The 13139-nt window shown below is 64.8% G+C and carries 11 protein-coding genes and 1 pseudogene; 4 read left to right on the top strand and 8 right to left on the bottom strand.

Translation table 11 applies throughout. From position 1 onward, the window contains the following. Positions 1-24 precede the first annotated feature (24 nt). The 5 genes from GEV38_RS10205 to GEV38_RS10185 are packed head-to-tail and all read right to left on the bottom strand — an operon-like array spanning position 25 to position 4180. Positions 25-297: a DUF2160 domain-containing protein gene (locus GEV38_RS10205; protein ID WP_013971877.1), complete on the bottom strand. Its 273-nt coding sequence runs from the start codon at positions 295-297 to the stop codon at positions 25-27. A gap of 12 nt (positions 298-309) precedes the next feature. After that, positions 310-1110 carry a carbohydrate ABC transporter permease gene (locus GEV38_RS10200; RefSeq protein WP_013971876.1) on the bottom strand — a complete coding sequence of 267 codons (801 nt, stop codon included), beginning with the start codon at positions 1108-1110 and terminating at the stop codon, positions 310-312. A gap of 3 nt (positions 1111-1113) precedes the next feature. Further along, a complete protein-coding gene (locus tag GEV38_RS10195) occupies positions 1114-1977 on the bottom strand; it encodes a carbohydrate ABC transporter permease (protein WP_015269691.1) in 864 nt (287 codons plus the stop codon). Then, positions 1974-3086, bottom strand: a complete 1113-nt coding sequence (locus tag GEV38_RS10190) for an ABC transporter ATP-binding protein (protein WP_015269690.1) — start codon at positions 3084-3086, stop codon at positions 1974-1976. The genes GEV38_RS10195 and GEV38_RS10190 overlap by 4 nt, the downstream gene beginning before the upstream one ends. Beyond that, a complete protein-coding gene (locus tag GEV38_RS10185; protein WP_015269689.1) occupies positions 3086-4180 on the bottom strand; it encodes an ABC transporter ATP-binding protein in 1095 nt (364 codons plus the stop codon). The genes GEV38_RS10190 and GEV38_RS10185 overlap by 1 nt, the downstream gene beginning before the upstream one ends. 224 nt (positions 4181-4404) lie before the next feature. Between GEV38_RS10185 and GEV38_RS10180 the strand changes: the two genes are divergently transcribed. The 3 genes from GEV38_RS10180 to GEV38_RS10170 all read left to right on the top strand — a co-directional run bounded on the left by GEV38_RS10180 (position 4405) and on the right by GEV38_RS10170 (position 8039). Beyond that, the gene (locus tag GEV38_RS10180; protein ID WP_015269688.1) at positions 4405-6153 is read left to right on the top strand and encodes a sigma-54-dependent Fis family transcriptional regulator; all 1749 of its coding nucleotides are present in this window, start codon (positions 4405-4407) and stop codon (positions 6151-6153) included. Positions 6154-6332: 179 nt separating this feature from the next. Further along, positions 6333-7397, top strand: coding sequence for an ornithine cyclodeaminase (locus GEV38_RS10175; protein ID WP_054572837.1), 1065 nt, complete (start codon positions 6333-6335; stop codon positions 7395-7397). A 162-nt stretch (positions 7398-7559) separates the two neighbouring features. Further along, positions 7560-8039 carry an Lrp/AsnC family transcriptional regulator gene (locus GEV38_RS10170; protein ID WP_015269686.1) on the top strand — a complete coding sequence of 160 codons (480 nt, stop codon included), beginning with the start codon at positions 7560-7562 and terminating at the stop codon, positions 8037-8039. A gap of 3 nt (positions 8040-8042) precedes the next feature. Here the strand turns inward: GEV38_RS10170 and GEV38_RS10165 are convergent, their stop codons facing one another. The 3 genes and pseudogenes from GEV38_RS10165 to GEV38_RS28025 all read right to left on the bottom strand — a co-directional run. Beyond that, the gene (locus GEV38_RS10165; RefSeq protein ID WP_015269685.1) at positions 8043-9728 is read right to left on the bottom strand and encodes a bifunctional diguanylate cyclase/phosphodiesterase; all 1686 of its coding nucleotides are present in this window, start codon (positions 9726-9728) and stop codon (positions 8043-8045) included. Positions 9729-9741: 13 nt separating this feature from the next. After that, positions 9742-10866, bottom strand: coding sequence for a methyl-accepting chemotaxis protein (locus GEV38_RS10160; protein ID WP_371034806.1), 1125 nt, complete (start codon positions 10864-10866; stop codon positions 9742-9744). Positions 10867-11025: 159 nt separating this feature from the next. Then, positions 11026-11307, bottom strand: a pseudogene (locus GEV38_RS28025) (PAS domain-containing protein); the annotation flags it as partial. A 505-nt stretch (positions 11308-11812) separates the two neighbouring features. Here GEV38_RS28025 and GEV38_RS10155 point away from each other — a divergent pair. Continuing rightward, positions 11813-13123 (top strand): C4-dicarboxylate transporter DctA, encoded by a 1311-nt coding sequence (locus tag GEV38_RS10155; RefSeq protein WP_054572835.1) that lies wholly within the window; start codon positions 11813-11815, stop codon positions 13121-13123. Positions 13124-13139 lie beyond the last annotated feature (16 nt).

The following is a 13139-nucleotide window of genomic DNA, read 5'->3' as shown; positions in this document are numbered from 1 at the left end:
CAGTTATCCCACAGGGCCGCTCGCTCAGCCCCAGCGCAGCACCACCACCAGCCACGCCAGCGACAGCAGCGAGGCCACCCACAATGGCCACTCGCTGACGCCAACCACCAGCAAATGCAGGTAGGCGCTGGCCAGCAGGCCGATGAACAAACGGTCGCCACGGCTGGTGACCAGCGGCAGGAAGCCGCGTCGCTCCACGCAGGGGCGGCGCAGTTCGAGCAGGGTCATGCCCAGCAGCAGCACACCAACGGCAGCGAAGAACAGCGCCGTCGGCAAGGTCCAGGCCATCCACTCCATGCCTTGCCCTCCTCACACTCGGCCCAGGGCGAAGCCCTTGGCCACATGGTTGCGCACGAACCAGATCACCAGCATGCCCGGCAAGATGGTCAGTACCCCCGCCGCCGCCAGTACCCCCCAATCTATGCCCGAGGCAGACACGGTACGGGTCATCACCGCGGCGATCGGCTTGGCATTCACCGAGGTGAGGGTGCGCGCCAGCAGCAGCTCCACCCAGGAGAACATGAAACAGAAAAACGCCGTCACGCCGATGCCGGAGCCAATCAGCGGAATGAAGATCTTCACGAAGAAGCGTGGGAAGCTGTAGCCGTCGATATAGGCCGTTTCGTCGATCTCCTTCGGCACACCAGACATGAACCCCTCGAGGATCCACACTGCCAGCGGCACGTTGAACAGGCAGTGGGCCAGGGCCACGGCGATATGGGTATCGAACAGGCCGATCGACGAATACAGCTGGAAGAACGGCAGCAGGAACACCGCTGGTGGCGCCATGCGGTTGGTCAGCAGCCAGAAGAACAGGTGCCGGTCACCGAGGAAGCGGTAACGCGAGAAGGCATATGCCGCTGGCAGCGCCACTAGCAGCGAAATCAGCGTGTTCAGGCACACGTAGTACAGCGAATTGATGTAGCCGCTGTACCAGCTGGCATCGGTGAAGATCACCCGGTAGTTGTCGAGGGTGAACGCCTGTGGCCACAGGGTCAGGCCGCCGAGGATCTCGGTGTTGCTCTTGAACGACATGTTCAGCAGCCAGTAGATCGGCACCAGCAGGAAGAAGAAGTACAGCAGCAGGGCCAGCGATTTGCGCGTGCTCATGGCCTAGTCCTTGTCGGCATGGGTCATGGCTGTGTAGAACAGCCAAGAAACCAGCAGGATGATCAGGAAGTACACCAGCGAGAACGCCGCCGCCGGGCCCAGGTCGAACTGCCCCACGGCCATGCGCGTGAGGGTCTGGCTGAGGAAGGTGGTGGCGTTGCCGGGCCCGCCACCGGTCAGCACGAAGGGCTCGGTGTAGATCATGAAGCTGTCCATGAAGCGCAGCATCACCGCGATCAGCAGCACGTTCTTCAGCTTGGGCAACTGGATATGGCGGAACACCGCCCAGCCCGAGGCGCGGTCGATGCGCGCAGCCTGGTAGTACACGTCGGGGATGGCGCGCAGCCCCGAGTAACAGAGCAACGCCACCAGCGATGTCCAGTGCCACACGTCCATCACCAGCACGGTCAGCCAGGCGTCGAACGGGTCGCCGGCGTAGTTGTAGCTGACCCCGAGCTTGGCCAGGGTAGCGCCGAGCAGGCCGATGTCGGCCCGGCCGAAAATCTGCCAGATGGTGCCGACCACGTTCCACGGGATCAGCAACGGGATGGCCATGACGATCAGGCACACCGAGGCCAAGCGCCCCTTGGTCGGCATGGTCAGGGCAATGGCGATACCCAGCGGGATTTCGATCAGCAGCACGCAGGCGGAATAGATGAACTGACGCAGCAGCGCATCGTGCAGCGCCGGGTCGCGCAGCACCTGACGGTACCAGTCGGCGCCGACGAAGTAGCGGTTGGACTGGTCGAAGATGTCCTGCACCGAGTAGTTGACCACCGTCATCATCGGCACCACCGCACTGAATGCCACCAGCAGGAACACCGGCAGCACCAGCCACCAGGCCTTGTTGTTCGGCACCTTGTTCATGGCCCGGCCTCCAGCAGCACATCGTCGAGGTACAGCATCAGCCACTGCGCCGGCAGGCTGACCCAGGCCTGGGCCACCGGCACCGGGCGGTCCTCGCCCAGGCGTGCCTTGAGCGCGACACCTCCCAGCTCGAGGGTGACGATGCGGTAGGTGCCCAGGTCCTCGACGTCCAGCACCCGTGCCGGGTAGGCATCATCGAACGGGCTGTCCCACAGCTGCACGAATTCCGGGCGGATGCCCAGCTGCAGGCGACCACCACCACCTGTGGCCGCCAGGCGCTCTTGCAGATGTTCCCGCAAATGCCCGGGCAGCATCAGGTGAATATCGCCGAACGCCACCCCGTCCGCTTCGGCGCGCACCTCGATCAGGTTCATCCCCGGGCTGCCGATGAAGTAACCGACGAAGGTATGCCGCGGCCGCTCGAACAGTTCGCGCGGGGTACCGAACTGGACGATGCGCCCGCCGTGCATCACCGCGATCTTGTCGGCGAACGTCGAGGCCTCCAGCTGGTCATGGGTGACGTAGATCATCGTGATGTTGAACTGCTCGTGGATCTGCTTGAGCTTGCGCCGCAGCTTCCACTTCAGGTGCGGGTCGATCACCGTCAGCGGCTCGTCGAACAGGATCGCCGACACGTCATCGCGCACCAGGCCCCGTCCCATGGAGACCTTCTGCTTTTCGTCGGCACTGAGGTTGCGCGCCTTCTTGCGCAGCACGGCCGACAGGTCGAGCACCTCGGCAATCTCTTCCACCCGGGCCTGCACCCGGGCTTCGTCCAACCCTTGGTTGCGCAAGGGAAACGCCAGGTTGTCGAACACCGTCATGGTGTCGTAAACCACCGGGAACTGGAACACCTGGGCAATGTTGCGCGCCTGCGGTGACAGCTGGTTGACCGGCTTGCCGTCGAACAGCACCTCGCCGTGGGAAGGGGTCAGCAGCCCGGAGATGATGTTGAGCAAGGTCGACTTGCCGCAGCCCGACGGCCCGAGCAAGGCGTAGGCACCGCCCTGCTCCCACACATGCTCCAGCGCGTGCAGGGCATAGTCCGCCTCGCTGGCGGGCTGGCGGCTGTAGCTGTGCGCCAGTTGGCGCAGGCGGATCTCGGCCATCAACCTCTCCTTGCCTGGCGCAGCCCCGGGGCCTGCACCAGCGCCCCGGTACTGTCGAACACGAACAGCTTGTGGGTGGGGATGAACACGCGGATCGGCGTGTCCACCTGGTATTCGTGTACCCCTGGCAGGTGCAGGATCATGCGCCAGTGTTCGTTGCGTACATGCAGGAAGGTCTCTGAACCACTGATCTCGGCGAGTTCCACCAGCACCGACAATTCCAGGTCGTCGTCGTGCGCCGGCACCAGGCTGATGTGGCTGGGCCGCACGCCAAAGCGGTAGTCACCCTCGGCAAGCGGCTGCAAGTCGGCATTGCGAGCAAAGTGCACGGCCTGGGCCAGGCTCACGTCGTTGCCGCTGATACGGCCAGGTACCAGGTTGATCGGCGGCTCGGAAAACAGCTCGGCAGCCAGCACGCTGCCCGGGCGCTGGTAGACCTCGGCGGTAGGCCCGCTCTGGACGATACGGCCCTCATGCACCAGGGTGGTGGTGCCGCCCAGAGCCAGCGCCTCGTTGGGCTCGGTGGTGGCATACACGGCAATGCAGTGGCGCGCCGCGAACAGTTCGCGCAGCTCCTGGCGCAGGCCCTCGCGCAGCTTGTAGTCGAGGTTGACCAGTGGCTCGTCGAACAGGATCAGCGAGGCATCCTTGACCAGCGCCCGGGCCATTGCCGTGCGTTGCTGCTGGCCACCGGACAGCTCCAGCGGCAGGCGCTGCAGGTAGGCTTCGATGCGCAGCATCTCGGCGGTTTCCTGCACCCGTCGGCGAATCTGGGGCTCGTCCATGCGTGCCTGGCGCAGCGGTGACGCAATGTTCTCGTAAACGCTGAGGGTCGGGTAATTGATGAACTGCTGATACACCATCGACACATTGCGTTGGCGCACCGGCACGCCAGTCACGTCCTGGCCATCCATCAGCACCCGCCCCCGGTCCGGGCGATCGAGCCCGGCCATCAGGCGCATCAGGCTGGTCTTGCCGGCCAGGGTGCGGCCCAGCAGCACGTTGAACGAGCCGGGTTCGAAACGCAGTGAGGCATCGACGATCCAGGCCTGGTTGTCGACGCTGCGGCTGACCTGTTCCAGCACCAGGGACATGGCGTGGCCTTCTTGTGGTTTTTGTCTGCCGGACACAGCCAGTTTCGTGCCAGATGCGCCGCAACCGTCTGGCCCGGGGCCTGGCCGGCAATGCCGGTCAATCGCAGGTTCACAACTGAACACAAGCACTGAACAACTGAACACTTGCCGGTTTGACATTGAACAACCGTGCACGACACTGAACAGCGGTCGGCCCCATGACAACAATCACACAGGACAGGCCCATGGCCGCATCCGCTTCGCCCCATGCCCAACTGATCCAGGCCTCCTGGGCCCGCTGCCGCGACCACGGCCTGCACCCCCAACACGCCCCGGACTTCGACTGCCTGACCCGCGCCGAGCTGAGCGCCCTGCTGGAGCGGCGCCAGGCCCTGCTGCACCTGACCCGCGAAGCGGTGCTGCCGCAATATGCCCACCTGCTGGGCAATGCCAGCTACCTGGTGATGCTGGCCGATGCCAGCGGCTGCCTGCTCGACAGCTGGGGCTCGCGGCGGTTCATCGAGCCGCGCCAGCAGCATGGTTTCAGCGCCGGTGCCCACTGGCACGAGCGCGGTGTCGGCACCAATGCGCTGGGCACCGCGCTGGTCTGCGCCGAGGCGATCCACGTGGGCCAGGAAGAGCACTTCCTGCGCCAGAACCGCTATATGTCCAGCGCCGCCGCGCCGCTGTTCGACGCCGAACGGCAGCTGGTCGGGGTGCTCGATGTGGCCAGCGACGGCTACCTGCCCGCCAGCCAGACCCTGGGCCTGGTACGCATGATGGGCCAGAGCCTGGAGAACCGCCTGATCCTCGCCAAGCATGCCGACCAGCATGCGCAATTGATCTTCAACAGCGCCTCCGACAACCTCGACAGCCCCTGGGCCGGCCTGCTGGTGTTCGATGAGCAGGGGCAGGTGCTGGCCGCCAATCACCGGGCCGACACCCTGCTCGGGGGCAACCCGCTGCAGCAGAACATCGCGCAACTGTTCCAGTTGCCCCTGCAACAGCTGCTCAGCCATCCCCGGCAACAGCCCTTCGCCCTGCAAGCCACCGGGCGCAACCGCTTTCATTGCCAGTGGCAGCCGCCGCGCGAGGCTCCCGGCCGCCCCGCCGCCAGCAGCGCCGAGCCACGCCTGGAGAAAGCCCTGGCGCAGGCCGGCCTGCTGCTGGAAAAGGACATCCCGGTCCTGGTGCAGGGCGAAACCGGCGTAGGCAAGGAGGTATTCGTCGATACCCTGCACCGGGCCAGCAGCCGCGCCAGCCAGCCGCTCATAGCCGTCAACTGCGCGGCGATCCCCGCAGAGCTGGTGGAGTCGGAGCTGTTCGGCTACGACAAGGGCGCGTTCACCGGCGCCCACCAGAAGGGCAACCCGGGGCTGATCCGCAAGGCCCACCACGGCATCCTGTTCCTCGACGAAATCGGCGACATGCCGTTGCCCACCCAGGCCCGCCTGCTGCGCGTGCTGCAGACGCGCAGCATCCAGCCATTGGGCAGCGGCGAACCGGTGGCGGTGGATATCCGCGTGGTGTCGGCGAGCAACCGCGACCTGGCCGAAGAAGTGCGCGCCGGGCGCTTTCGCCAGGACCTGTATTACCGCATCGCCGGGCTGGCAGTGGTTTTGCCGCCGCTGCGCGAGCGCAATGACCGCCGGCAGCTGATCGAGCAGGTGCATGCGCGCTACCGTGATCCCGGGCAGCCTGCGCGGCTGCCTGCGGCCATTATCGAACTGCTCGATCAGCACCCCTGGCCGGGGAATATGCGTGAACTGGTGAGTGTGCTGCAGGTGGCGCTGGCCTTGGCGGGCAATGGGCCTGTCGGCCTGGAACACCTGCCTGCGGGTTTTCTCGCCGAGGCTCAGGTGCCTGTGCCGATTGCGACCGAAAAGGCGGACCTGCGCGAGCTGGTGGCACAAGCCAACGGCAACCTCTCGGCGGTGGCGCGTGGGCTCGGGATCAGCCGCACCACGCTGTACAAGCGGCTGCGTGAGCGATGATTGCCCCGGCCTGTACTGGCCTCATCGCCGGCCCAGCCACAGCCGATTCGGCTGCCAGCGCAGCGAAATCAGCCAAAGCCGCTGCCGCCACAGCCCATTACAGCCAGCTTTGCCTCCCCACCCGCCGCACAATGAAACCAGAGCCCACTCTGGAAGCGTCGACCGCAGGGAGACCCCTCATGACCCGCTATATCGATGTGCAAGACCTGGCCCGCCTGGTCAACCGCAAAGGCCTGCCCACGTGCCTGCTGGAAATGGCCGAGTACATCCGCCAGGACTACCTGCGCTGGCCCGCCTTCGAAAAATGCGCCCGGGTGGCCAACCATTCAGCGGACGGCGTGATCGAGCTGATGCCAATCTCGGACGCCAGCCGCTACGCCTTCAAGTACGTCAACGGGCATCCGAAGAACACTCGCCATGGCCTGCTCACGGTGATGGCCTTCGGCGCCCTGGCCAGCGTCGATAGCGGTGCCCCGTTGCTGCTCAGCGAAATGACCCTGACCACCGCCATTCGCACCGCCGCCACCTCGGCCCTGGCCGCCCGCTACCTGGCGCGCGAGGACAGCCGCAGCATGGCATTGATCGGCAATGGCTCGCAGAGCGAGTTCCAGGCCATCGCCTTCAATGCCCTGCTGGGCATCGATGAAATCCGCCTGTATGACATCGACCCGGCTGCCTCGGCCAAGCTGGTCGCCAACCTGGCCAACCGCCCCGGCCTCAAGCTGAGCATCGCCAGCTCCGTGGCCGAAGCGGTGCGCGGGGCCGATATCGTCACCACGGTAACCGCCGACAAGGCCTGCGCCACCATCCTCACCCCGGAGATGATCGAGCCGGGCATGCACCTGAATGCCGTGGGTGGTGACTGCCCGGGCAAGACCGAGCTGCATCGGGCGATTGTCGAGCGGGCCCGGGTGATCGTCGAGTACGAACCGCAAAGCCGGGTGGAAGGCGAGATCCAGCAGATGCCTGCAGACTCGCCAGTGACCGAGTTCTGGCGTGTGGTCGCCGGGGAAGCCAAGGGGCGTGAGCACGGCGAACAGGTGACGCTGTTCGACTCGGTGGGGTTTGCCCTGGAGGATTACTCGGCATTGCGCTATGTGCTGGACACGGCGCAGGCACTGGGTATCGGCACGGACATCGGGCTGGTGCCGGTGCTGGAGGATCCGAAGGATTTGTATGGGTTGTTGCAGCCGCGGGTGGTGGAGTTGCGGGCGGTGCCCAAGGCTGGTTCTGTCTGCGCCTGATGGATCCTGGGGCTGCTGCGCAGCCCATCGCGACACAAGGCCGCTCCTACACAAGGACCGCGTATCCCTTGTAGGAGCGGCCTTGTGTCGCGATGGGCCGCGCAGCGGCCCCCTTTACCGCCTACCCTGTCCCATGCCCTCTTCTGAAAGAAGCCCAAGCGCATGGACACCAAGGACGCCAACGCCCACCCCCTCGACCGCATCGACGAAGCGATCATCGACATCCTGCGCCATGACGGCCGCATCACTTTCGAAAAACTCTCCAGCCTCGTCCACCTCACCCCGCGCCCCTGCCTGGAGCGTGTACGCAAGCTGGAGCGCCGTGGCGTGATCCGCGGCTACGGGGCGATCATCGACCTGCAGAAGGTCGCGCCCGGGGTGTCGCTGCTGGTGCTGGTCGCCCTGTCCAACCAAAGCGGGCGGGCCGCGCAGAAGGCCTTCGAAGCCACCCTGCGCAACTGCCCGGAAGTGCACGAGTGCCAGCTGATCAGCGGCCACTTCGACTACAGCCTGCGCCTGCGCTGCCGCGACATGGAACACTACCGGCTGCTCAGCGAAAGCTGGATGAACGACGACGCCCTGCACATCGACAAGCTGGTGGCGCACCCGGTGCTGGCCGAGGTCAAGCCAATGGCCCGCTGATGATCAAGGGTCACGCCATTGCACCGGCTGCCGGTAGGCCTGCGCCCAGGCTTGCACCGCACTGGCCGGCATCGGCCGGGCGATGCAGTAACCCTGTGCCAGTTCGCAGCCCAGGCCCATCAGCACGCGGCCGTGCTCGACGCTCTCCAGCCCTTCGGCAATCACCTCGCGGCCAAACGCCCGGGCCAGGCCGATCACCGCTTCGGTGAGCGCCAGGTCGTCCTGGTCATGCAGGATGTCGCGCACGAATGACTGATCGATCTTGATCGTCTGTGTCGGCAAGCGCTTCAGGTAGCTCAGCGACGAATAGCCAGTGCCAAAGTCGTCCAGGGAGAAGCGCACACCCAGTGCGCGGCAGGCATCGAGACAGCAGCTGACATGCTGCAGGTTATCGATGGCCACCGACTCGACGATTTCCAGGTCCAGCCGCGCCGGGTCCACCTCCGGGTGCGCCGCCAGCAACTGCTGCAGGCGCTCGACAAAGTCACCACGCTGCAAATGCCGCGCGGCGATGTTCACGCTCAGTGACCAGGGCTGCCCCTGACGTTGCCATGCCTGCAACTGGTTCAGCGCCTGGTCGAGCACCCATTCGCCGATTTCCACGATCAGGTCGGTCTGCTCCACCGCCGGCAGGAAATCACCAGGCGGCACCAGCCCGCGGCCTGGCCGCTGCCAGCGCAGCAAGCCCTCGAAGCCCAGCACCTGGCCGCTGCGCAGGTTGACCTTGGGCTGGTAATACAGGCACAGCTCGCCGTTGTGCAGGGCCCGGCGCACCCGCGCCACGGTCTGGTGGGTAGCCTTGAGTTCCTGTTCCTGTGTCACGTCGAACAGGTGATAGCGGTTGCGCCCACGTTGCTTGGCCACATACATGGCCTGGTCGGCATGGCGCACCAAGGTGTCGGCGTCTTCGTCGTCCTGCGGGTACAGGGTCACGCCGATACTGGCGCTGAGCGACAGGCGCTGCTCGCGTACCACATAAGGCGCCGCCAGTGCCCGCAGCACCCGGCGCAGCGCAGCATGCAACTGGCGGTCTTCGACGTTGCGCAGGATCAGCACGAATTCGTCCCCCGACAACCGGGCCACTGCGTCGCCATCGCGCAGGATGTGCTTCAGCCGCTGCGCCACCTCGACCAACAGCAGGTCGCCCATGGCATGCCCGTAGCCGTCGTTGACTGCCTTGAAGCCATCCAGGTCGAGCATGCACACAGCCAGCGAAATGTCTTCACGGCGCGAGTAGGCCAGGGCCTGGTTCAGCAGGTCGGACAGGTAAGCGCGGTTGGGCAGGCCGGTTAGCACGTCATGGCCCACACGCCATTGCAAGGTATGCAGCAGCTGGCGCTTCTCGGTGACGTCGAAACGGATCGACACGTACTTGCGCACCTCTCCGGTGAGCGGGTCGACCAGTGGCACCATGGTGCTGTCGACCCAGTACAGCGAGCCGTCCCTGGCGCGGTTGCAGATCTCGCCCTTCCATACCCGGCCGGCGGCCAGCGCCCGCCACATGCCAACGAAGAACTCCGGCTCGTGCAGGCCGGAGTTGAGGATGCGGTGGTTGGCGCCCAGCAGCTCCTCGCGGCTGTAGCCCGAGATGCTGCAGAACTGCTGGTTGACGTAAGTGATGGTTCCACGCAGGTCGGTTTCGGAAAAGATCGCAGCCGCGTCAACGGCTGCACGATAGTTGTCATCCATAAAGCATCCTGCCTTAACGGTTGAAGCGCTCCACAAGGGCACGCAGTCCGGCGCACACCTCTTCCAGTTCGGCGCCGCGAGAGGCTGCGGCGTTGGCGCTGTGTGCGCTGTGCTGGGCTATGCCGGCCACACCATTGATCTGCCTCGAGACGTCTTCGGCGACGGCTGACTGCTGCTGCGAAGCCGTAGCCATCTGCTGGCTCATGTCACTGATGCGCTGCACCGCATCACGAATGCCATGCAACGCCTGCCGCGCTTCCTGCACCTGGGCAACGCCCTGCTCGGCACCGTCGATGCCCTGGCTGGCAATCGCCACGGCCTCTTCTGCGCCACTGCGCAGAGCATCGATGATAGCCTGGATGTGCAGTGTCGACTGCCGGGTCTTGTCGGCCAGTGCCCGCACTTCATCGGCGACCACGGCAAAGCCACGGCCTTGCTCACCGGCACGGGCCGCCTCGATGGCGGCATTTAGCGCCAGCAGGTTGGTCTGCTCGGCGATGCCGCGGATCATCCCGGTGGCTTCGGCGATAGCACCGGTCTGACCAGCCAGGTGGCTGACCGCCTGGTTGATCTGGGCCACGGTACCGGCCAAGGTGCGGATTGCAGTTCCGCTGGCGTCGGCCACCAGGCTGCCCTGCTCGGCCAGCAGGTGCGCAGTGTGGGCTTCGGCAGCAGTCAGTTGCACATGGTTGGCAACCTCACCGATGGAAGCGGCCATCTGGTTCATGGCAGTGGCGCTCAGGTCGGTTTCCGCACGCTGCTCCAGCAATGCCGCCTCGGTGCTGCGCGACAACGCACCGGCATCATGTGCAGCCACGGCCATCTGGGCCGCCAGGTCACTTAACCGGGTCAGCGCGGTTTTCAGCCGCGCCTCCTCGCTGATCAGCATCAATTGCAGTTGTCCGCCAGCACCGGGCAGGTCGCTGTAGGTCAAGGCGGCGATCGGGTCGGCGAAGGTGCCGCCTGCGCCCTGCACTACGCGCTCCATCTGCCGCCCAACGGCATTGCGTGCCAACAGGCCATAGGCCAGGAACAGCCCCAGGGTCAGCCCCTGCGCGACCAGGCCGGGCCACAGTTTGTTGGCCCCCAAAGCCAGCCCCCCGCCCACGAGCGGTACGGCCAGGTCACGCGCCAGCATGGTCGCGCGCCGTGACCAGGGCAACACAGCCTGACCGTTGCGCATGCGTGCATACAGGGCCTCGGCACGGGCCACCTGCTCACGCGTCGGGCACACCCGTACCGATTCATAGCCCACCACCCGCCCGGCTTCGAGAATAGGCGTGACGTAGGCGTTGACCCAATAGTAATCGCCGTTGCGGCAGCGGTTCTTGACGATGCCCATCCAGCTCTTGCCGGCCTTCAGGTAACTCCACATCAACTGGTACACCGCCGGCGGCATGTCCGGGTGGCGTACCAGGTTGTGCGGGCTGCCGATCAGCTCCGCCTCGCTGTAACCGCTGATGGCGGCGAATTCGGGGTTGCAGTAGGTGATCAGGCTGGTGGTGTCGGTAGCGGAAATCAATCGCTGATCGGGGGGAAAACGTTGCTCGACCGGGGTAACCGGAAGGTTGAGACGCACTATGAGACTCCATTCATTCAAACGCCGGGAGCCTGCTTGCGAGGCGATTATCAGGATGAATCCCCTGCAATCGACCCTTTGGTGACTTCCCGGTCGGGCGCGGATTCTACGAGGTCAGCCAAGGAATGCAAATAAACCTTACGAATCATGGCGTTATCGAAAATATCGAAGTTGGCATGGCGATTGGCAAGCTGATTGCAAAGGTGCCCTAGGCACTGGCCAAAGCCTGATCTGATTCATGTGCGCACGCGGTTCGCCGCTGCGATTCACCTGTAAACGACCGCACTGCGGCTCCACCCAACCAGATGCACCGAATTAGAGCCAGATACGCTGGATTGCCCCACAACTGGTCAGACCGGTAAGGCCAAAAATCCTTGCAATGTCGGATTTTTCGCGCTTTCATGGCTTCGCGCTGAACAAACCGGTAAGACCACAATAATTAAGTCCTGCGCTCTTTCGCCCCGTGCGGCTACCGAAGCAAGGACACCGATCAGAGATCCCTCCCATGCTCAAATGGTGCTCGCGTTCGATCTTCCTTCAAGTCGTGCTCGGCCTTGCCCTCGGCATCGCCTGCGGTCTCAGCTTCCCCGACCTTTCCCTGCAACTCAAACCCCTTGGCGACGGCTTCATCAAGCTGATCAAGATGCTCATCGGCCTGATCGTGTTCTGCGTGGTGGTCAGCGGTATCTCGGGCGCCGGTGACCTGAAAAAGGTCGGGCGCATCGGCCTGAAGTCGGTGATCTACTTCGAGGTACTGACCACCCTGGCGCTGGTGATCGGCCTGGTGTTCGCCTTCACCAGCGGCATCGGCAGCGGCGCCAACATCCACCTGGACCAACTGTCCAGCGCCGACGCCAGCAGCCTGGCCGAGCGCGGCCAGCACATCCACGGTGCCACGGCGTTCTTCATGGACCTGATCCCCACCTCGGTGATCGGCGCCTTTGCCGACAACAACATCCTCCAGGTACTGCTGTTCTCGGTACTGTTCGGCAGCGCGCTGAACCTGGTGGGTGACTCGGCAGCCGGCATCTCGCGGCTGATCAACGAACTGAGCCACGTGATCTTCCGCATCATGGGCATGATCGTGCGCCTGGCACCGATCGGCGTGTTCGGCGCCATCGCCTTCACCACCAGCAAGTACGGCCTGGAATCGCTGCAGCACCTGGGCGGGTTGGTGGCGCTGTTCTACCTGACCTGTGCCGGCTTTGTACTGATCGTGCTGGGCACGGTCATGCGCCTGTCGGGGCTGAAGCTGCTGCCGCTGATCAAGTACCTGCGTGAAGAACTGACCATCGTGCTGGGCACCGCCTCGTCCGACGCCGTACTGCCACAGATCATGCGCAAGCTCGAGCACCTGGGCATCGGCAGCTCCACCGTCGGCCTGGTGATCCCCACCGGTTATTCGTTCAACCTCGATGGCTTCTCCATCTACCTGACCCTGGCCATCGTGTTCATTGCCAACGCCACCGGCACGCCACTGGCAATGACCGACCTGCTGACCATCCTGCTGGTATCGCTGGTGACTTCCAAGGGCGCTCACGGCATCCCAGGCTCGGCGCTGGTGATCCTTGCCGCTACCCTGACCGCCGTGCCGGCGATCCCGGTGGTCGGCCTGGTACTGGTACTGGCGGTGGACTGGTTCATGGGCATCGGCCGGGCGCTGACCAACCTGATCGGCAACTGCGTGGCCACCGTGGCCATCGCCCGCTGGGAGAAGGACATCGACCTGGAACGCGCGCACAACGTGCTCGACGGCAAGCCCGGTTTCGCCCCCATGCCACGCAAGCAGCCCAACCCCCATCAACAGGAATTCTGAGGGAACGTGGCCGGCA

Origin of the sequence: Pseudomonas sp. 13159349 (assembly GCF_013305685.1) — a bacterium.
In the GTDB taxonomy this organism is placed as follows: domain Bacteria; phylum Pseudomonadota; class Gammaproteobacteria; order Pseudomonadales; family Pseudomonadaceae; genus Aquipseudomonas; species Aquipseudomonas asiatica.
Note: the sequence above shows the minus strand (reverse complement) of the source record. Positions and strands in the feature narration are given on the sequence as shown.